At 39.5% G+C, this 21,013-nt stretch carries 21 protein-coding genes and 2 pseudogenes; 2 read left to right on the forward strand and 21 right to left on the reverse strand.

Going from position 1 to position 21,013, the window contains the following annotated elements:
• Positions 1 to 31: 31 nt before the first annotated feature.
• The 3 genes from ACIQAA_RS00425 to ACIQAA_RS00435 form a co-directional block, all read right to left on the reverse strand.
• Positions 32 to 802 carry a sporulation protein gene (locus tag ACIQAA_RS00425; protein ID WP_402613561.1) on the reverse strand — a complete coding sequence of 257 codons (771 nt, stop codon included), beginning with the start codon at positions 800 to 802 and terminating at the stop codon, positions 32 to 34.
• A gap of 12 nt (positions 803 to 814) precedes the next feature.
• The gene (locus ACIQAA_RS00430; RefSeq protein ID WP_402613563.1) at positions 815 to 1,612 is read right to left on the reverse strand and encodes a serine/threonine protein kinase; all 798 of its coding nucleotides are present in this window, start codon (positions 1,610 to 1,612) and stop codon (positions 815 to 817) included.
• 356 nt (positions 1,613 to 1,968) lie between these two features.
• Positions 1,969 to 2,142, reverse strand: coding sequence for a YozD family protein (locus tag ACIQAA_RS00435; protein WP_081954691.1), 174 nt, complete (start codon positions 2,140 to 2,142; stop codon positions 1,969 to 1,971).
• A gap of 180 nt (positions 2,143 to 2,322) precedes the next feature.
• On the opposite strand from ACIQAA_RS00435, the gene ACIQAA_RS00440 reads away from it, so the two are divergent.
• Positions 2,323 to 2,490 carry a hypothetical protein gene (locus ACIQAA_RS00440; protein ID WP_402613566.1) on the forward strand — a complete coding sequence of 56 codons (168 nt, stop codon included), beginning with the start codon at positions 2,323 to 2,325 and terminating at the stop codon, positions 2,488 to 2,490.
• Between the two features lie 3 nt (positions 2,491 to 2,493).
• Here ACIQAA_RS00440 and ACIQAA_RS00445 read toward each other — a convergent pair whose 3' ends face one another.
• From ACIQAA_RS00445 to ACIQAA_RS00500, 12 genes and pseudogenes are all read right to left on the reverse strand, one after another.
• Entirely contained in the window at positions 2,494 to 3,204 is a 711-nt protein-coding gene (locus ACIQAA_RS00445; RefSeq protein WP_402613568.1) for a hypothetical protein, read from the reverse strand.
• 159 nt (positions 3,205 to 3,363) lie between these two features.
• Positions 3,364 to 4,647 carry a TRAP transporter large permease gene (locus tag ACIQAA_RS00450; protein WP_402613570.1) on the reverse strand — a complete coding sequence of 428 codons (1,284 nt, stop codon included), beginning with the start codon at positions 4,645 to 4,647 and terminating at the stop codon, positions 3,364 to 3,366.
• A 13-nt stretch (positions 4,648 to 4,660) separates the two neighbouring features.
• Positions 4,661 to 5,230, reverse strand: a complete 570-nt coding sequence (locus tag ACIQAA_RS00455) for a TRAP transporter small permease (RefSeq protein ID WP_402613572.1) — start codon at positions 5,228 to 5,230, stop codon at positions 4,661 to 4,663.
• A gap of 33 nt (positions 5,231 to 5,263) precedes the next feature.
• Positions 5,264 to 6,280, reverse strand: coding sequence for a TRAP transporter substrate-binding protein (locus tag ACIQAA_RS00460; protein ID WP_402613574.1), 1,017 nt, complete (start codon positions 6,278 to 6,280; stop codon positions 5,264 to 5,266).
• Between the two features lie 141 nt (positions 6,281 to 6,421).
• Positions 6,422 to 7,258: an SDR family oxidoreductase gene (locus ACIQAA_RS00465; protein ID WP_402613576.1), complete on the reverse strand. Its 837-nt coding sequence runs from the start codon at positions 7,256 to 7,258 to the stop codon at positions 6,422 to 6,424.
• Positions 7,258 to 8,334, reverse strand: coding sequence for a mannonate dehydratase (gene uxuA, locus ACIQAA_RS00470; RefSeq protein WP_402613578.1), 1,077 nt, complete (start codon positions 8,332 to 8,334; stop codon positions 7,258 to 7,260). Before uxuA ends, ACIQAA_RS00465 begins: the two co-directional genes overlap by 1 nt.
• A 42-nt stretch (positions 8,335 to 8,376) precedes the next feature.
• A complete protein-coding gene (locus ACIQAA_RS00475) occupies positions 8,377 to 9,396 on the reverse strand; it encodes a zinc-binding alcohol dehydrogenase family protein (RefSeq protein WP_402613580.1) in 1,020 nt (339 codons plus the stop codon).
• A gap of 68 nt (positions 9,397 to 9,464) precedes the next feature.
• A pseudogene (locus ACIQAA_RS00480) lies at positions 9,465 to 9,539 on the reverse strand (LacI family DNA-binding transcriptional regulator); the annotation flags it as partial.
• 139 nt (positions 9,540 to 9,678) lie between these two features.
• Positions 9,679 to 10,320 carry a bifunctional 4-hydroxy-2-oxoglutarate aldolase/2-dehydro-3-deoxy-phosphogluconate aldolase gene (locus tag ACIQAA_RS00485; RefSeq protein ID WP_402615544.1) on the reverse strand — a complete coding sequence of 214 codons (642 nt, stop codon included), beginning with the start codon at positions 10,318 to 10,320 and terminating at the stop codon, positions 9,679 to 9,681.
• Between the two features lie 12 nt (positions 10,321 to 10,332).
• A pseudogene (locus ACIQAA_RS00490) lies at positions 10,333 to 11,282 on the reverse strand (sugar kinase).
• Between the two features lie 121 nt (positions 11,283 to 11,403).
• Positions 11,404 to 12,063: a GntR family transcriptional regulator gene (locus tag ACIQAA_RS00495; RefSeq protein ID WP_402615547.1), complete on the reverse strand. Its 660-nt coding sequence runs from the start codon at positions 12,061 to 12,063 to the stop codon at positions 11,404 to 11,406.
• 476 nt (positions 12,064 to 12,539) lie between these two features.
• On the reverse strand, positions 12,540 to 12,761 hold the full coding sequence (locus ACIQAA_RS00500; protein WP_402613582.1) for a YozE family protein: 222 nt from the start codon (positions 12,759 to 12,761) through the stop codon (positions 12,540 to 12,542).
• A gap of 115 nt (positions 12,762 to 12,876) precedes the next feature.
• Here ACIQAA_RS00500 and ACIQAA_RS00505 point away from each other — a divergent pair, with 115 nt between their 5' ends.
• Positions 12,877 to 13,980, forward strand: coding sequence for an AI-2E family transporter (locus ACIQAA_RS00505; RefSeq protein ID WP_402613584.1), 1,104 nt, complete (start codon positions 12,877 to 12,879; stop codon positions 13,978 to 13,980).
• A gap of 34 nt (positions 13,981 to 14,014) precedes the next feature.
• Here ACIQAA_RS00505 and ACIQAA_RS00510 read toward each other — a convergent pair whose 3' ends face one another.
• From ACIQAA_RS00510 to ACIQAA_RS00535, 6 genes are all read right to left on the reverse strand, one after another.
• Positions 14,015 to 14,293 carry a YokU family protein gene (locus tag ACIQAA_RS00510; RefSeq protein WP_402613586.1) on the reverse strand — a complete coding sequence of 93 codons (279 nt, stop codon included), beginning with the start codon at positions 14,291 to 14,293 and terminating at the stop codon, positions 14,015 to 14,017.
• A 10-nt stretch (positions 14,294 to 14,303) separates the two neighbouring features.
• Complete coding sequence (gene kamA / locus ACIQAA_RS00515; protein WP_402613588.1) at positions 14,304 to 15,737, reverse strand: lysine 2,3-aminomutase; 1,434 nt, start codon at positions 15,735 to 15,737, stop codon at positions 14,304 to 14,306.
• Positions 15,738 to 15,868: 131 nt separating this feature from the next.
• Complete coding sequence (locus tag ACIQAA_RS00520) at positions 15,869 to 17,254, reverse strand: sigma-54 interaction domain-containing protein (RefSeq protein ID WP_402613590.1); 1,386 nt, start codon at positions 17,252 to 17,254, stop codon at positions 15,869 to 15,871.
• 53 nt (positions 17,255 to 17,307) lie between these two features.
• Positions 17,308 to 18,162 (reverse strand): putative beta-lysine N-acetyltransferase, encoded by an 855-nt coding sequence (gene ablB, locus ACIQAA_RS00525; RefSeq protein WP_402613592.1) that lies wholly within the window; start codon positions 18,160 to 18,162, stop codon positions 17,308 to 17,310.
• Between the two features lie 68 nt (positions 18,163 to 18,230).
• The gene (locus ACIQAA_RS00530; protein WP_402613594.1) at positions 18,231 to 19,652 is read right to left on the reverse strand and encodes an aldehyde dehydrogenase family protein; all 1,422 of its coding nucleotides are present in this window, start codon (positions 19,650 to 19,652) and stop codon (positions 18,231 to 18,233) included.
• A gap of 72 nt (positions 19,653 to 19,724) precedes the next feature.
• Positions 19,725 to 20,993 (reverse strand): peptidase, encoded by a 1,269-nt coding sequence (locus ACIQAA_RS00535; RefSeq protein ID WP_402613596.1) that lies wholly within the window; start codon positions 20,991 to 20,993, stop codon positions 19,725 to 19,727.
• Between the last annotated feature and the right edge of the window lie 20 nt (positions 20,994 to 21,013).

The following is a 21,013-nucleotide window of genomic DNA, read 5'->3' on the forward strand; positions in this document are numbered from 1 at the left end:
TTCAGAGAATTTCTTTTTTTTTTGTCGACGATTAAGAAAATCTCTGAATAACGCTTTGAATTTGCTGTTGAAGGTTTGGAATATCAGCAGATGTTACCGTAATTCTTACATTGGTTTCATCTAGACCTGCTGCTTCTGCAAATAATCCTCCCAATCCACGTGCACGACGATCAACCTGTAAAAGTAATTCGATTGCACCACTTCCCGATGGCCGCATTACTACTTCAAGCTCATCTAATCTACCACGGAAAGGTCCGGAGGTTGGTACATATTCAAATTCCTGTACAAATGGCAGGCGGCCGCGTACTTTGTATGAAGCTTCTTCACAATCTGCTTCACGCAAACGGAATCCAAGACCGTCCACTGCATTAAAGATTGCATTCATTAATTGATTCGGTACAACTTGAATATAGTCTTTATCACCAGGATCCACTGCGTTTTTAATATCTAAGCCTGTTGTAACCCAGATTTTAGACCTTCCAATGGACAGCGGCGTGTCTAGTGGAAGCTGAAAGGAAAAAGGAATTTCCTTTCTTTCATTTTTTCCAATTGTAAATGGACTGGTAATTCGGAAACGATCAATAGTAGCTGTGACATTATACTTTTTATCATCTGACTCTTTCAAATAGGTAGTATTTAATGATAAATATATATCATCTACCTGCTGGTCTACCTTTCCACCTCTGATTTCTACTACACCGTTAACCGTCTCCCCTGGCGTATACGTATCCCTCTCTAGCTTTGTGTCAACCGTAGCAGAACCTATTCCTACACTAGCAAATACCTTGTCAAAAAAAGACATTCTCATTTCCTCCTATTTTTCAATTAATGTATTTATATCTGACCTTACTTGTGCGCAGCTCTCATAGCAGTCTTCTATTTGTAAAAGCTTGCTTATGATACGCTTTGCCTGATGTGATATCTCCAATTCTTCTTCCCAGCTGCTTTCTTTCTTCTTTTTTGGAAAGGAATGGTTAGAGTATAATAAAAACAGCAAAAAATGACCAAGACCATAAAAGTCTGCCTGCGGATTTACCTCTTTTCGTAAATTCCGTTTTGTTTTTTTGTTTATACCACAGTCTTGATCACATTGCCGAGCAAGCCCTAAATCGATAAGGACAATCTCAGAACCATTTGCAATTACATTAGGAATCCGTATATCTCTGTGAATAAGCTGCTGTTCATGTAAATAGTTTATGAGCGCTAGAACATCATTGGCGATTTTAAAAGCCTCTTGTTCAGAATACTTATGGCCATCTTGAAAGATTAGCTGTTCAAAATTCTTTCCTTCAATATACTCCATCGTATAAAACGGAATACCTTTGTAACTGCCATCCTCGAAATACTGTGGAAACCCACGGTGCTTGATGGATTGAAGCAGCTTTTTTTCAATCTCAAATCCACTTTTGCCAGACATCGTGATTCTTTTATGGATACGTAACGCTTTTAACACTTTCTTTTGTTGTGACAATTGATCAAATACTAAGTAACTATTTCCGTAGCTTCCCACACCAAGATGGTCAATCACCTGGTAGCGGTGAGCGATGATTTCATTTTGAAGAAATCGGCTTTCTATTATGTTAGCCGCAAATAAGGTCAGTCTTTTAAACATATAAGTTTCTAACTGCTGAAAAAGCTCGAAAAGAAACTGCCGCTTTTATGCTTCTTTTTGTAGTGTTTATGGCCTAAGTGTTTATGTTTGTTGTGGTTCATTTTTTTCCAGGCATTACTTGAATGTGAATATTTTTGATGATGAGATTTGCTTCCTAGAATTGACTTTAAAATCTTTTTTAGCATCATCATTCCTCCTCAGCCTTGTTGTATGTAATACGGTAGAGAAATAGGAAAGTTTCACCCATTAAAGAAAATAATAAAAAAAATTTTCGCAAACAAAAAGCGAGCAGGTTCAAATGCTCGTCTTTCGTTACTTCTTATTATAAAGATGAATAAAGCATCGTGATATTTTACCTATTCATCTTCTACTTCTTCGTCGATAATACTTTTCTCGATGAGATACTCGAAGGTGATATCAGCGATTTCTTCCAATTCTTCTTCCGTAGGAACGTATCCTCTTTTCACCAGCTCATGAAAGAAAAATTCAGCAATCTCTTCCGTATCAATAAATACTTCAATTTCTCTCATAGCATCGCCCCCTTTTTACAGAATGTATGATGAATTCTGCTCATTCATGCTATTTACTTCTAGAAGAATCGGTAAATATTCTGCAGCTTAAACATAGAGAGCAAAATAAAAGATTAAATATGTCTTTTTTTCTTAGGACAAGCATAGGATGAATAAAAAGAACGATTATGAGGTGATAGTATGTCAAATCTACAAGCAAAATTTGAAGCTATTATTGAAGACGTCAATCAGGAGGATGGATTGATCATCACTGCCTATGAGAAGATTTTAGACGGTCTATTTTTTCTAATAAAATGGGGCGGGATTCCTTTGGTCATTTTCTTATTCGTCTCCATATCAAGCTGGTAGAAGCTAGACATGGCTTTTACCATCGTCATTTACGACACTTTTTAATTTTCTAAGAATGACACGCATAACTTGATAATACTCTTGGTCGTTGAACATGGTATATAGAATTTTGTAATCATTAAAAATATCTAATAAATTATCGATTAGCTGTTTTTTTTCCTTTTTTCGTTCGATTTCTTCAAGTTCTGCTTTTCTGACGATGTTTTTTTGTGTCTTAGAAATTGCGACCTGCTGCTTCTCTTCATTATTTACTAAGTAAAGAAGCCCTAACTTTTGAATAAACGTGTCCGCACTTTCAGCGTCAGCCACGAGTGTCATTTCTTCTTCACCCGCTTCTAGCCATTCCCCATCACTAATCCTTGAAAGTTCGTAGATTACATCTTCCCATGCATCTTCTTTGTAGCGCCAAATTTCTGTTCGAAACCCGACAATCTTAAACAAATCGGAGCCATAACCAGCGACCTGAACTAAATCTCCGAAAAAGAATTTGTATTCGATATCTATTTGTTCCTGTTCCACCAAAGTCCCTTCATATTCTGAAAGAAGCTGAAGTCCTGATTCAACAAAAAGACCATCACTTTTATTCACTTCGTATACATAATTTCCATCAATCAACTTGACATCTGTTACCTTGCCAACTGTACCATACATCGTTATCACGACCGTATCACCGACCTTATACTTCGGTATATTCCTTCTTTTCATATCCTCCATCCTCTCAATGATGAGTCGTGAATTTTGATTACAATAGTATATGCACACTTTGATGTATCGCGCACAATGGAGAAAAAGAAAAATCGCCTCTTTTTGCAGAGGCGATTTTCACTTATGTGATTAACTTTCTCACTTTTAGGGGTATGACCCCATGATGGCTTATTCCCCAGAGAAAAACTCCATTGGAACAGTTACTAATTCTGGAATAAAAATTAATAAGAATAAGATAACGATTTCGACAATCAGGAACGGGGTGATGGCCCTAATCAAACGTTCCATACTTATTTTACCTGCACCAACCGCAACATTTAGAACGGTTCCAACTGGTGGAGTTAGAAGTCCAATAACATTGTTCAATACAAATAATAGACCAAAATAGACTGGATCGATTCCTGCTGCTTCGACAACAGGCATTAACACTGGTGTTAAAATCAAGATGGTTGGATTTACGTCCATGGCCATACCGACCAATATAATAATGATATTAATCACGATTAAAAGAAGCAACGGTCGATCAATGAACGGGCTTAAAATCTCAGAAATTTCTTGTGGTACATTCCCTACTGCCATCAACCATGCAGATACCATCGCAGCCGCTGCTAACAACATAATAACACTTGATGTTTTCGCAGAACTAATTAAGCTCTCCATGACATCTTTTGGCTTCAGATCCCGATAGATAAACATACCGATGACCAAAGCGTATACAACAGCAACCACACCGGCCTCTGTAGGAGTAAAAATCCCACCTCTAAGACCAATTAATATACCAACAGGCATTAAAATCGCCCAAACCGCATCCAAACAAGCCTTCGCCATTTCTTTAAAACTAGCACGCGGCAGCGGTTTTACCTTGTCCTTACGTGCAACCCAAGCCCAAACAAGACATAGAGCAATGGCAATATATATCGAAGGAGCAATTCCTGCAATAAATAAATCCGTTACAGATACTCCTGCTGTTACCCCAAAGACAATCATTGGAACAGATGGAGGCATAATCGGCGACACAATGTTACCGCTTGCAATCAAAGCCGTCGAACGGCCGCGGTCATATCCAGCTTGTGACATCATTGGGATTAAGATGGCTCCTAATGCCGCAGTCGAAGCAACAGCCGATCCTACTAAACTAGCAAATAATAAAATGGCTAAAATAGAAACATATCCTAACCCGCCGCGAATATGCCCAACCATAGCAGTGGCAGCACGAACAATTCTTAGCGTTAGTCCGCCACGGTTCATTAAATCACCGGCTAAAATAAAGAATGGAATCGCCATTAAGGAAAAGCTATCGGCTCCAACAAACAAATTTTGTGCAATAATCTGCGTATCAAAATCCCCTAGGAAAAACATCATGAAGACACCGCTTAATAGCAGTGCAAAGGCAATTGGCATCCCTAAAGCCATTGCACCAATCAGACTTACTAAAAATACTCCCATTGTCATTGCCCATTCCCCCTTAGATGCTCATTTTTTTTTCAGAGTTGGTTTTATTGTCACTGTTAACCTGGTCAACAATATCATCCTCTTCCGATTCATGCAGAGTAACAAGTTGATCAATTTTATTTGGATCTTTAATCACCTTAACGATGTTCGCAATACAGTTAATTCCAATACACACAGCAGTCACAATCATAATGCTGAAAAGAACGGATAATGGAATTCCCGTTGCAGCAGCTCTTGCTTCCACACTCTGAACGACCATCGAATAAGTTCCTTGAACAAGCATACCCATGACAACAAGAATTAAAGCTTGATTGAGAAAATAGGCACCAATCTTTCCTTTATGCGGCAAACGTCGGACAACAATATCCATTCCTAAATGAGAATTGGATCGCATCGCTCCAATGGCACCAATAAAGGTAATAAACACAAACAAATAACGAGCAAGTTCTTCTGACCACACGAGCCCTGAATTAAATCCAGCACGTAAAATGACATTTAGAAATACGAATCCAACCATCAACGCCATCATGATGCCCAATAAATAATCTACATTTTTGAAAAGCTTATCTAAAATATTAGACATTTTCCTTCCCCCCTTGTTCGAAAACAAATTCTCCTACTCAACTGCCTGAATTCGTTTAATCAAATCTTTTGCCCAATCATATTTTTCATAAAGCACTTCATACACTGGCTCCATCGCCTTCACCAATTGCTCTCTGTCCTCTTCCGTTGGAACAACATAAGTTAAGCCTTCTTCCTCGAGGAACTTTCGATCTGCTTCGAGACTTTCTTCATATAAATCCCAGCTTTTATCCGATGTTGCATCCGCGATCTCTTGGAAAATTGCCTTTTCTTCCTTCGTCAACGTCTCCCAAAATTCATTGGACATCAACAATTCAATTGAGGATACCATATGGTTCGACTCATAAATATGATCTTGAACGTTATACCAGCCTTCTTGTCTAACCGTGGAAATTGGGTTGTCCTGGCCATCAACCACATTTTGTTCTAATGCAGTAAACACTTCCCCAAAATCCATAATTTGTGGATTTGCTCCGAGAGACTGTGCAACCTGAACGTGAATCGGGTTATTTGGCATTCTCAATTTAAGTCCTTTAAAATCTTCTACAGAGTTAATCGGTTTGCTAGAACTAAAAACACGTGCACCATTTGGATGCCATGATAAAAATTTAAGAGACTCCTGTGATTCTAAATTATCTGCAATATACTCTCCGACTTCTCCTTGATATACTTTTCTCGCATGCGCAACATCTCTAAAAATAAATGGAAAGTCAGGGGTCGACATCATTGGAACTTCACTCCACATAACAGTACCAACCGCTGTAACTTCCACGATACCGCTGCGAGTAAAATCATATAATTGCTTTTCTCCACCTATCTGACCAGAATGATAGATTTCCACATTAAATTTTCCATTTGTCTTTTTTTCAATTTCTGGTTCAAATACCTCCAACAATGCAACACTCACTGGATGTGTAGGTGCAAATGGTGTCCCCACTTTCACTAAAGTACTTTTGCTTGCCCCAGCAGCATTCGAACTACATCCTGATAGCGCAACCATTCCTGTCAATAGTGCAACCCCTAATAAACCCTTTACGAATTTCTTTTTCATTCCTTATTCCCCCCATCGCCTAACTCTGTTTAAAGCGCTGTCAATTCCACTCAAATAAAAAACATATTTTTTGAATTTTCTATCTTCTTTATCGAGAGCAGAATATAGGGGTTGACCCCTATATTCCAATATTTCAAATACCTATACCCCTGAATAGGCCATAAACCCGCCATCGACAGGAACGGTAATCCCTGTTACAAACCCTGAACATGACTCATCAACAAGCCAGATCAATGTTCCAAGAAGATCTTCAGGTTTTCCAAATCGTTTCATAGGTGTATGCGTAATAATTTTGTTTGATCGTGATGTAAGTGATCCATCTTCATTCAATAATAGATTACGATTTTGCTTCGTTAAGAAAAAGCCTGGTGAAATACTATTCACACGTAAGCCTGTTTCAGCAAAGTGGACAGCCATCCACATCGTGAAATTGTTGATGGCACTTTTGGCTGCACTATAAGCAGGTACCTTTGTCATCGGTGAATACGAACTCATAGATGAGATATTGATAATCGATGGAGCATCTTGTTCCAATAGTGCTTCCCCAAACACTTGGCTTGCTAGAAATGTCCCTGTAAAATTGCTCGCAAAAACCTGTGAAAAACCTGCTTCATCAAGATCAAAAAAGGTTTTGCCTCCCACTTTTTCTCCAAAGGTTTCATTTGCAGTAATGGCATCAGGATGGTTTCCACCGGCACCATTTATTAAAATATCAATTCTGCCAAATTGTTCAATGATTTCATCTCTTGCCTTTTCTAATGAGGAACGATCAAGGACATTCGCTGCTAACGCAATGACACTCCCGCCATTAGAGCGGATTTCTTCCGCGATTGTTTCCCCTTTTTCAACCGTACGATTTAAGATGGCGACTTTTACTCCGTGTCTTGAAAGTTCTCGGCACATTTCTGAACATAAAACACCACTTCCACCAGTGACAACTGCCACTCTTCCATTTAGCTGTTCATGTATAGGTAACATTACACGTTCTCCTTTCTCATTTTTAAATAGGCATCCCATAGACCGTTCAAATACATAATTCCAAGTGCTCGATCGTACAATCCATATCCCGGACGGCAATCTTCCTCCCATATATGCCGACCATGGTCAGGTCTTACATACCCCTCGTAATCTTGCTCAGCAAGCTCTTTGACCACTCCTGCAAGGTCAACCGAACCATCTGCAGTAAAGTGAGACGTTTCAATGAAATCACCATTATCAAATATTTTCACGTTGCGAAGGTGAGAAAATGGACAATACTTAGCATATTCCTTTGCAAGGGCCACCATATCATTTTTCGGGTTTGAACCTAAGGAACCTGTGCAAAAGGTAATTCCGTTTGCAGGAGAATTAGAAATGGATATTAGTTTTTTCAAACTTTCTCCCCCTGTCATAATACGCGGGAGCCCAAATAAGCTCCAAGGCGGATCATCCGGATGGATCGCCATTTTAATGTCACACTCTTCACATACAGGGAGAATTTCTAATAAGAAATAACGGAGGTTGTCCCAGAGTTTTTCTTCATCAATCTCTTTATACCCCTCAAACAATTCTTGAGTTGCTGCTAATTTTTCAGGTTCCCACCCAGCTAACGTCATTTTCGAAGAAGCACTCGTAAAGGTTTCGATTAACTCGTTCGGACCAAGAGTATCAAGCTTTGCTTTCTCATAAAATAGTGCTGTTGAACCATCTGGAAGCGGGTGAAATAAATCAGTACGGATCCAGTCAAAAACAGGCATAAAATTATAACAAATCACTTTTACGTTAAACTCACTTAAATTTCGAATGGTTTGTTTGTAATTTTCAATATAATAATCACGCTCTTGATTACCAAGCTTGATTGATTCATGGATATTTACACTCTCAACTACATCCGCATGAAAACCATATGATTGGATATAGTCGACTTCTTCTCGAATTTCATCAATCGTCCAAACTTCACCAACCTGTTTTTTATGTAACGCCCAAACAATTCCCTTTACATTTGGGATTTGTCTTATTTGTTCAAGTGACACGGTATCATTATCCCTGCCATACCAACGGAATGTCATATTCATAAAAAGGACACCTACTTTTTTAAATTAACTCTTTTGAAAAATCTACTCAAAAACGATAAGCGCTTTTCTTACAATGTCTGGATTTTTCTCTACAAAGGTAAAAGCTTCTTGTACATCACTTAACGCAAATTTATGAGTAATCAAGCCATTTTCCTTAAGTTTGTTTTCATTTAATAACGAAACAACTTTCTTAAATTGATATGTTTGAAGGCGGGACCCAACAATGGTTAATTCCTTCTTTGTGATTGGTAATTGTGGAATTTGCGATGGGCGCTCATCAAAACCAAGAACAACAACGGTACCTGCAACAGATGCGACTTTCAAACTCAACTCAAAAGTAGCTGGTAAACATACGGCATCAATGACAACGTTTGCACCTTCACCTTTTGTAAACTCCATTATTTTCTCTTCAATGGATTCGCTTCCGACATTAATCACAAAATCAGCGCCATTTTCTTTCGCAAAAGCAAGTCGTTCTTCTTTTAAATCAGACATGATGACTGTTGCTCCTGCAAGCTTCGCCAATTTCAAGACACAAATACCGATCGGTCCTGAACCCTGTATGAAAACAGTATCCCCATCTTCCACATTACCGCGCCATACAGCTTGAGCACCAATGGTATAAGGCTCGGCCAACACAATTTCATCCCAGTCCAGTGATGGATCAACAGCATGAAGCTGATTTTCAGGAAGAACAATAAACTCACGCATTCCTCCATCCTCATGAACTCCAAATACAGAAAGTTCGTTACATACATTTGGCCGTCCTTTACGACATGCATAACACTTACCACAATAACGGATTGGCTCTACGACAACATGATCACCCGGTTTTAGATTGGTTACAGCTTCACCAACTGTCACCACTTCTCCCGCCACCTCATGACCAACCACTCGCGGATAGATGGCAAGAGGATTGGTTCCATGGTAAATATGCATGTCAGATCCACAGATTCCTACTCGTTTGATTTTTACAAGTACTTCATTCGGACTGCAAATCGCAGGTTTTTCAACTTCTTCTAAAACAATTTCCATTGGCTTTGGAATACGAACAGCTTTCATTTACAAACACTCCTATTCTACTAATCTTTTGAGGAACAAAGTAAACTGCTGCACAAAGCAGCAAAGGAATTTATATACTGAGAAACCGTACTCTTGGAAACTCCCGCTTTTCTAGCAACATCTTTCATTGTGACTTTTTCAATCAGCATCATTTCAAAACCGATTTAGTAAATCGATTTAGGTAAAGTATAGATGAAAACACTTTCATTAAAAAATAACTTATTTATCTTGGTTATCTACTTGAAATTTTAACCATTATACTAAAATAACGATAGATTACTTTTATTGCTTTTTTGCTTCTTTAAATGCTTGACTGTAGGCACGTGCTGTCTCTTCTAACTGTGCTAGGTACTCCTCATTGATTTCCCGCTTTGTATTCACAAGGTTACTGCCAATCCCCGCCGCAACCGCACCGGCTCTCACAAAATCACCAATGTTTTCAAGATTTACCCCGCCAGTAGGCATTAACGGAATTTGCGGAAGCGGGCCATGGATATCTTTTAAATATTTTGGACCAAAAGCATGCGCTGGAAATACTTTGATTAGATCTGCCCCATTTTCATAGGCAGTTAAAATTTCTGTCGGTGTTAATGCTCCAGGAATACTAAGTACGCCATATCGCTTTGTCAACTTAATCGTTTCTATGTTCACCGTTGGCGAAAAAACAAATCTTGCACCTGCCATAATTGCTGCTCTTGCTGTTTCCGGATCAAGGACAGTTCCTGCCCCAGCAATGACTTCATCTCCAAGTTCAACCGCTAACTTTTCAATCGCGGAAAGAGCTCCAGGTGTTTCAAGCGTAATTTCTAAGGCTGTCACGCCGCCATTTTTTAACGCATTCGCAATTGGGATAATATTTTCTTCGGATGCACCACGAATAACGGCGACAATCCCCGTCTCTTTTATTTGATCTAGTAAAATAATAAAATCACTTTCCTATCGAATTACATCGTTTTCATTTTTAGTTGAAATTTGCTCGATTTCAAATCGGTCTGGCAGGCCTTCGACATATCCCTTGACCATGATTACATGTGCACCTACTGCATTTGCACGTTTAACGGCCTGTTCAATCGATAAGCAGTCTATCATTCCTGAAAGGAACCCTGCTGCAAAGCCATCACCCGCTCCAACTGGATCAACCACGTGTTTGACTGGGAAACCTGATACTTTTCTTGTTTCATTTTCCGTAAAATAAATAGCTCCCTCGCCCCCTATCTTTAACACAACAATGGAGGCACCTAACTGTAAAAAACGTTTTCCTATTTCTTTAGGATCATCGACCCCGAACATAAATTGCCCTTCCTCAATGCCTGGCAAAATAATATCTGCTTGGGAAGCAATTTTCAGCAAGACTTCTCTCGCTAAGCTTTCGACCCATAGTTTTTTACGAAGGTTTGGATCAAAAACGACCTTTACATTTCTCTCTTTTGCTATTTTGATTGCTTCATAGACCGTTCATGGCAGCTCTCGCTTAAAGCAGGAGAAATTCCAGTAATATGGAGATATTTTGCCTGACCAATATACTCTTTATCTAAGTCGTCCTTTGTCATCGTACTTGCCGCAGAACCTTTTCGATAATAATAAACATTGATCGCGCCTTCACGTTTATGTTCTTTAAAATACAACCCCGTTGGAGCTTCATCTGTTAGCTGAACCGTACGAACATCTACCCCTTCACCGCGGATAAACGAAAGCATGCCTTTCCCAAATTCATCATTTCCTACTTTGCTGATCCAGCCTGCCTGATGGCCAAGCCTTGCTAAGCCAATACCTACATTCGACTCCGCACCGCCATACTTCCTCGAAAACTGCTGTACAAACCGCATTGGGCCTTCCGTATCCGGAGTAAACAGCACCATCGTTTCTCCAATTGTTACAACGTCCAACGCTTTAACTCCCACCTTCGCCTATCACTTTTTTCATACACAAAAGACAGCGGATACAAAACTATATAAAATTGATGATCATAAAAATTATGCAATTTTCAATTTTATACTTTTTAGTTTGTTACTTAAAGTAAGTAGGATACTCTTTTCTAAGTTTTTCTTTATCCAAAATAATCATGGTTAAGTGTTCCTTCATCATATTAACAGCAGCTTCCTCCATGTTATTTTTAATGAATTTCACAAGAAGTAAATGCTGTTGATAGATGTTATCCCAATCTAAATTGGTGGCTAGGCGTAACATTCGTAATCGTTTAAAATGAGTGTTCATACTTTGAATCGAATTCCAAATATTGTTTTTATTGCACCCTTCAAATATGGTTTGATGAAATTCTTCATCTAGTTCAAAAAGCTTTTCATAATCTTTTTCCTTTATGGCCTTGTCTTGTCTCATTAAATTCATTTCTAACGAAAATTGCTTTTCCTCCGGAAAGGATTGACAAGCTAACTGAATAACCGCAACCTCTAAATGCTCTCTCATGAATCGTGCTTCTTCCACCAGATTTAAATCAATTAACGAAACGCACGTCCCCTTTTGAGGATAAATATCTAATAATCCATCTTGTGAAAGCTGAATGAAGGATTCTCTAACTGGTGTCCGGCTAACTTTAAATTTCTCCGAGATTTCTTTTTCAGAAATTTTATCGCCTGGTACAAGACGGAATTTTAATATTTCTTCCATAAGAAGAGAATAAATCTGTTCCCTAGTTGTACCCGCTTTCATTTTTGTATCTATAATTTTCAAATAATTTCTCCCCTTACTACCACACTACCATACTAGTATGTCGTTGATTGTAACATATCCATTTTCATTTGAGAAGCCGTTTTTTGAAAAAATTCAAACTATTCCTTTTTCCATCCTATTAAGAATAAAAGTAGAGGTAATTGTCCCCTACTCTCATACAACCTTTAATCACTGTATTCATGAAAAGCACATTGTTAATCTTAGTGACCATATTAGAGCCATTCTATTACAATGGTAACTTCAGCAGCTTCTTTTTTTGTATCATGATCTGCCAGTGTATTAGATGAGAACCAGATTTTTTTAATAAATGTTTTAAGGAAAGTATTACAATCTTCAGGATCAAGAATATCAATACTAACCAAGGTTGCAATGCTTTGTTCTATCGCGCACAATGGAGAAAAAGAAAAATCGCCTCTTTTTGCAGAGGCGATTTATAGGCATTTACATAAATTCAATTAACTTTCCGATAGCACATAAAGCTCCCAGGCTTCATCAAATATAGTCATGGACTCTAGATAATGACCATTAAATTCGAGGTAGGAACTGAGCTCGTGATAGTCTTCAGAGGTTTTTGGAAAGCTATGATCCAAAAAAGCCTCATTTGCAAACACACTGATGGCATCCTTTGGTTCCGGGTGCCGGTATTTCATTAAAAAGTGATAAAATGATTTATTCATACATAGCGCCTTTCTTTCTATCCTGCGACAAAAATTGATTTAACTTAAAGATACTATAACAGAAAAAGATTTGATATAATTTTACCAAATATATATAGAAACAGAGGTACATACATTGGCAAAGAAAAAATTTCAATATTGGTTAATTCAGGTCTTGTTAATTTTAACCATCATTTGGGTTTCAACTAAGATTTCCTTCTTATTTGAACCAATCGGAATCTTTTTTTCAACCATCTTTTTCCCCATTTTGATTACGGGCTTTCTTTATTTTTTACTTAATCCAGTTGTCAATTTTCTACAGCGTCATAAAGTTCCCAGGCTATTAGCCATCATTATCATTTATGTCGTCTTTATACTCCTTTGTGTCCTTGCGATTGGAAATTTAATTCCTGCTATTACAAAACAATTTACCGCACTAGCTAACGAACTTCCAGTATATGCAGACAAAACCATGAAATTTATTGACAGTGTCATGAAATCATCTGAATTTAAATGGATCATGGATGAGCAAAAGGATATTCTTGAGACGGTACAGGAAAGGCTTATAGAATTTGCCAATACCCTGCCAAACACGATTACTGGCAGCATTACGAACATTCTAGGTGTAATCACCAATATTGCGATTATTCTCGTTACAGTCCCTTTTTTATTATTCTATATGTTTAAAGATGGGCACAAGTTCCCTACAGCGATCTCGAAATTTCTTCCTGCAGCATACAGGCAGGAAGGTTTATCGATTCTGAAAGAGACTGGAGAGACACTCTCTGCCTATATTCAGGGACAGGTTACTGTAGCTTTGGCAGTGGGTACACTGGCATTTATCGGGTACCTGATCATTGATTTACCATTTGCACTCGTCATGGCCTTAATCGTAGCATTTACCAACATTATTCCTTATATCGGCCCAATTCTTGGAGGAGCACCAGCAGTAATTGTTGCTTTATTTGATTCACCTACGAAAGCATTATTAGTGGTTGTTGTAATTCTCATCGCGCAGCAGATTGAAGGAAATGTATTATCACCGCTTATTCTTGGAAAGAGCTTAGATACGCACCCAGCAACGATTATCATTATTTTACTGGCTGCCGGAAATTTGGCCGGAGTCCTTGGAATGGTGCTCGCAATCCCATTTTACGCAGTCATGAAAACCATTGTATTAAACCTGGTTAAATTTTTACGAGCAAGAAAAAACGCTGCCAAATCAATTCAAACTGAATGATAAAATAACCCCTATCGGATGATAGGGGTTTTGATTATGAAAAGTCAAAGTAATTTCTCTTCAAAAGTCTAGGAAGGGACATCAACTCTTTATAGCTGATGCTAGTTCCGATTTTCTTTGTATCAATTAGGAATAATTGATCTTCAATTTCCTTTGTTACCTCATCTGTTTGATAAACCATCTTACACTCCTCGCAAACAACCGCCGGCGTTTCGGTAATCTGAATCGCTCTTGTGCCATCTGGAAGCTCCCAATAGACGGTATTCTCTCCTTTTTCGGCCTCCTGACCACACCATTCACATAATAATCCCATATTGATCCCTCTATTCCTCCTGAGGCTGCGTTCCATCAGAATCATTTTTTTCAGCAGCTGCTGGTTTATTTTGTAATGCCTGCAATTTCTTCTCCTTCATTTCATCACGTTTGCTTCGTTTGTCCTTTAGTGTGGAATGATTAGGATTTTGATTGTATTCTTTACGGCGGTCTAGTCTTGTCAGACCCTCTGGAACAAGATTGAAATGCTGGTCATTCATAATCCCTGCAATGCCAATATTTGATCGTTTTTCCTCCATATTCGGATAAACCTCTTTAAAATAGGCTTCTGCTGTTCCAGGCTTATAATTTTCTGGTTCTGGATAGGAGGTAATCACTCCTTCAAAGTTCCTGAGGACAACCTTTTCTGCACTTTGTGAAATTAAATAATTTGGCTGAAGTGAAATTTTCCCGCCGCCGCCAGGACCATCCAAGACAAAGGTTGGCACTGCATAGCCGCTCGTATGACCACGCAATCCTTCGATAATTTCAAGACCCTTGGAAACGGGTGCCCGGAAATGCCCAATCCCTTCGGACAGATCACATTGATAAATATAATAAGGACGAACACGGATTTTAACGAGATCATGCATGAGTTTCTTCATAATCGGAACACTGTCGTTGATTCCGGCAAGGATGACCGATTGGTTCCCGACTGGGACACCTGCATTAGCGAGCATTTCACAAGCCTTTTTCGACTCTTCTGTTATTTCAATTGATGTATTAAAATGAGTATTCAACCAAATTGGATGATATTTTTTTAAAATGTTACAAAGGTTCTCCGTAATCCTCTGCGGAAATACGACAGGCGCTCGCGTTCCAATTCGAATAATTTCTACATGATCAATTTCACGGAGGTTTTTCAAAATATATTCAAGGATATTATCATTAATGAGAAGACCATCTCCGCCAGATATTAATACATCTCGTACTTGCGGCGTTTGACGGATATAGTTAATCGCTGCATCCAGCTGTTTCTTTGGAACGCCCATTCCGATTTGTCCCGAGAAGCGTCTCCTCGTACAATAACGGCAATACATCGAGCATTGATTGGTGACGAGAAACAGAACGCGGTCTGGGTAACGGTGTGTTAATCCCGGAACTGGTGAATCTTCATCCTCATACAAAGGGTCTTCAAGGTCATATTTTGTTTTGTGGATTTCTTTAGAAATCGGAACAGACTGCATCCTTATTGGGCAGCGCGGGTCATCAGGGTTCATTAATGAAGCATAATACGGTGTTATATTCAGTGGAATCGTTTTTGTTGAGATTCTAACTCCCTCTTCTTCATCTGGAGTTAAATTGATCACCTTTTTTAAATCCTCCAGTGTGCGAATGGTATTGGTCAGCTGCCACAGCCAATCATTCCACTGCACTTCCGTTACATCCTTCCATAGCTCTATATCTTTCCAATGCCTATCTGGCTTATATAATGTTTGTTTCATTTGTATTTCCTCCTTACCCTGCTTTACTAAAATATTATGCAAGAATTATGCCAATGCACTTAGTCCGGGTAAGGATGGGTTATTTTGGTTTTCAGTTGAGATTTACAAAAAAACCGCCGAAATTTCGGCAGCTATTCTCGTATCTTTTTGATTTTATATTGTAAGGTTTGTCTTGGAATCTCTAACAGCTTGGCTGCTTGTTTGATATTTCCCGCTGACTGATTGAGTGCTGTGTCGATCAGCTGTTTTTCTAGCTCCTCGACATTTTTCCTTAGAGATAAATGGTTTTCACTATTTTCATTTCCTGCTGCCAGCTGTTTCATCATAATTGGCAGGTCTTTCAGCTGCAGGATTTCGTTATCGCAAACATTCATCATGTATTCAATCGTATGCTTCAGCTCCCTTACATTCCCTGGCCAAGAATGATTTAAAAAGAAAGCTTCCACTTTTTGCTCGGCTCCAAGAATCCGTTTATTCAAAGTCTTATTAAAAAACTCAATAAAATAATGGGTCAAAAATAGGATATCTTCTTTGCGTTCCCTAATAGGCAGCAGCGAGAAGGTAAACACATTTAGACGATAGTAAAGGTCGGAGCGAAGCTTTTGACTTTGAAGCGCTGTATTTGGATGGACATTCATCGCTGCGATGACACGGACATCAACCGAAATGTTTTGTGAGCTTCCGACCCTTCGTACCATGCCATCCTCTAAAACACGCAATAACTTTGCCTGAAGCTCCATCGGCATCGTATGAAGCTCATCGAGAAACAATGTTCCTCCATCTGCCAGTTCAAATAGCCCTTTTCTCTCAACTGCACCTGTGTAGCTGCCCTTTGCGGTACCAAAAAGAATACTTTCAAGCAGTGTTTCTGGGATGGCCGCACAGTTTTGTGCAATGAACGGCCCGTCACCGCGAAGGGATTCTTGATGAACACCTTGCACAAATAATTCCTTTCCTGTACCGCTTTCGCCATATACAAGAATGGGAGAGTCTGATTTTGCCAGCTTTTTAGCTTCGTCCTTCAGGCTCTGGAATATCGGATTAACCGTTTTTAAATCATCTAAGGTATACTTGATGTTTTTCGCTGTTTTTTTCTTATTGTTTTTATTCACACTCTTTTGTAAATCTAGTAGACTTTCTGATAGCTGCTTCAACCGAGTATAATCTTTTGCAATCTCAACCGCACCAATAATTTGCTTATCAACAAAAATAGGAAGTGTGGTATTAATGGTATCAATTCGTGCTCCATGGATGTTTACATAAACCTGTGTCTGATTATAGATAGGTTTACCCGTTTTAATTACCCTGAGCAGCGTACTTGAATTCTCAGTTAAGGAAGGAAAAACATCCAGCAGGTCTTTACCCTGAACTTCCTTCACATTCATTCCATCATGCCTAGCCGCAACCTCATTATAGAAAATGGTTTTCCCTTCTGTATTGACCACATGAATTCCTTCATCGATGGTTTTCAGGATGGCTGAAAGAACTTCCTGCGTTAACGCAGTTAATGGAACCATTGCTTCACCTCCCTTTAAAAGGTGCCGAAAATTCAGCACATATAGCCGAAAAATTAGCAGTTTGCCAGATTTTTTACCCACATATTCATATTCTCCAGCTTGTCATAAATATAGCAGTTATTCATTAGCCGGCCGCGATACTTATAACCGAGCTGGTATAACACCGCATTCATTCCAAAGGATAAACTCCTTGCTATTGAATACGCACAGTATATTCCCTGCTGCTTAAGTTCACCCTCTAACTCGCGGAGGATAATTTTCATTAACCCATATTTTCGGTGTTCCTTTAAGGTTGCACAATCCGTTAATTCGGCATTTTTGTAAAAAGAATTGACTTCAGCAGAAGCCGCACTGACAATTTTCCCCTGATGAAAGAAAACATAATAAACGGTTCCTTCCTTCATGGTCTTTTTCACATAATCCGGGTCATGTAATGGTGTAGGGTATATTTGAAACACTTCGCGGTACAACCCCGAAAGCTCTTCTGCACAAGATTCATCTGCTTTCTTTAATTCATACTCCTTTGGCGGAAAGGGTTTGTCGAAGCTATTGTCTAATTGGTAAATGCTGTGAATCATTCCGTCTTCTGTAATCCAATGGTCATTTTTCTGTCGTTCCACTGTATAATACTTTGAAAAAAAATGGGCATCAGATCCGAGAAAATAACGATCCACTACAGCTTCCGGCTGTAAGCCTTTTTCAAATAGGTGTAAAAAATCTTCTGACCGCGCTTTTATAATTAATTTTTCCGCTTGGTGCCTGCGTGCTAACTCCTCCGCTTTTTCCAGCACTAGTTGAGTATTACCGCGATAATCGTCAATGCGAATTCTTTTATTAAAAGGGTCAAGATAAACTTCTAGAAAGAAATTATCTTCCTTGATATGAATGGTGGAAGCACTTTGATTCATCATTTAGACTCCTTTCCGAAAAGCAGGTGAAAAAAATGCCTGACTGGAAATCAGCCAGACATTTTCTTCTACTTTGTTTTAAAGCTGATCAGCTTTAGTTCAGTCATTTCTTCCACTGCATATTTAATGCCTTCTCGGCCCATTCCGCTCATTTTCACTCCGCCATATGGCATTTGGTCAACTCGGAATGTAGGGATTTCATTTATCATGACACCACCCACCTCAAGTTTTTTTGCTGCTTGAAGTGCTTTATGAATATCATTCGTAAAGATTCCCGCTTGAAGCCCATATTTTGAATCATTCACCAAATTGATCGCTTCATTAAATTCATTGAATGTATTGATATGAACAACAGGTGCAAATACCTCTTCACAACTTACTTTTTCAGTAGATGGAACATTTACGAGAACGGTTGGCTGGAAAATTCCTTCTTCCGCTCTGCCGCCCAGCCTCAATTCAGCGCCATTCTTGACAGCTTCATCAACCCAGCTTTGTGTCCGCTGTACATCTCCACGAGTAATCATCGCTGAAATGTCCGTATCTTCCTCTAATGGATCTCCAGCCTTCAACTTTTGCGTTTCCCGTACGAACTGCTCCACAAAAGTCTCAAATATGTTTTCATGAACAAATATCCTTTGGATGGAAATACAAACCTGCCCTTGATAGGCAAAGGCTCCATTAACAATCCTAGGGATGACTTGATTTAAACCTGCCCCTTCGTCGACAATTAATGCCGAATTTGACCCTAACTCAAGTGTTACCCGTTTTAATCCAGAATTTTCACGGATATAGCGCCCCACTTCAGGACTACCCGTAAAGGTAATCATTTTGATACGGTCATCTTTCATTAGTATATCTCCAATTCTGCGGCCGCTTCCGGTGATGACATTCAGTGCACCAGCGGGAAGCCCTGCAAGGTGAAAGTATTCAGCTATCTTAAAAGCAGATAATGGTGTTTGACTCGCGGGCTTTAGAATCACACTGTTTCCAGCTGCGATGGCTGGACCCACTTTATGTGCAACTAGATTCATAGGGAAATTGAACGGGGTGATCGCTGCTATGACACCTAAGGGTTCCCGGACTGTAAAAGCGAGCCTCCCCTGCCCCCCAGGAGCGGCGTCCATTGGCACGGTTTCACCATGAATTTTTCTCGCTTCATGAGCTGCAAAGGTATAGGTCATAATCGTTCGGTCTACTTCTGTTCTAGCTGCTTTTAGTGGTTTTGCCGCCTCCAACGCGATGATTCTTGCACATTCTTCACGGTCATCCTTAAGAAATTGTACTACTTTTTCTAGTATTTCTGCCCGTTCAAAGGCAGGCAGTTCTGCCATTCTTACTTGAGCTTGTTCGGCGGCGTCGATTGCAGCCTGAACATCCTCATGGCTGGCTATACCTACCTGTGCCAGGCTCTCTAAGTTAAATGGATTTTTCAGCTCCATATAGGAAGAAGCACTTCGATATTCGCCGCCTATCCATAAATCTTTTTTCATCCCAATCCCTCCAAATGAAAGATTCATTTTTTACTATTGTACCAAATTCTGCTAGAGCGAAGGGATTTCCTCTTACTCACTGACTTCACACCACTTTAATAGTGTTAGAGCAATAATCTTGCTTGCTGCAAACATATCCTCCAAAAGAATGTGTTCATTGGCGTCATGTGCCAAGGCAGTTATTCCAGGCCCAAAAACAACCACAGGTGTATTTCCAACATTTGAGAGAATACCACCATCCGTCCCCCACGGGCTTGCTTCAATGACTGGCTTCTCTCCTTTAATTTCTACAAAACTCTCAGATAGTGTCTTCATTAATGGATGATCCACTTCAAGGTTCCCAGGAAGCCATCTTCCCCCAAACCATTCAATCCCAAGTGGATTCTCTTGGAACCATTCATCTTGTTGATTGAGTTCATCCAATACAGCTGCCATTTCCCCTTGAGCGGCCGAAATTGTCTCTTCAGGGGATACACCCATTCTCCCTTCAATTACAGCCAGGTCAGGAACAGATGATGGCCACTCACCGCTATTTATTTTTCCAATGTTAATTGGGATTGGAATTGGAATGCTGTTAAATAGCGGATCCGTGATTTTAATATTCCGATTCTTCTCTAATTGCTGCAGTTTTTGGATCACCAATACAGCTTTTTCGATGGCGCTAATACCTTCATATCTCGTACCTCCGTGTGCTGCCCTGCCTTTTACAGTAATTCTAAACCACATCGAACCCTGCTGCTTCGGAAATATTTTCATTCCCGTTGGTTCCGGGATAATCGCCCCGTCCGCCTGGTAGCCTCTTAGGACGGCAGCAAGCGTACCAGCCCCGCCGCTTTCTTCTTCTATGACACTTTGAAAAATAATATCCCCTTTAAGCTTGATTCCCGTAGCAATAATTGCCTCAATAGCCATAATAAGTGAGGCAGTCCCGCCCTTCATATCTGTGCTTCCGCGGCCATAGAGTTTACCGCACTCAATATGACCGCTAAACGGATCGTGTTCCCAGTTCTTCTCATCACCGACTGGTACCACATCGATATGTCCATTTAGGATGATTGATTTCCCGCCTCCCGTTCCTTTTAAAACAGCAACCACATTTGGATTTCCTTCAAAGCTCTGACGGTCACAGCAGAATGCCTCATGCTCTTTTAAATCCTCCTTGTCAATTTCCCAAATATCAAGATTCAACCCTAACTGCCGGCATTTTTCAATGATGACAGCCTGTGCACTGCTTTCATTTCCTCTTGTACTATTCTCTTGAACTAGTATTTGTAAAAACCGGGTTCCTCTAGCACGATTGTCCTTCAGCCATTGCTTGATTAATTCTTCATGATTATTCAATATTTTCACTCCTTCTTCAG

The organism is Neobacillus sp. NPDC093182, assembly GCF_044754045.1.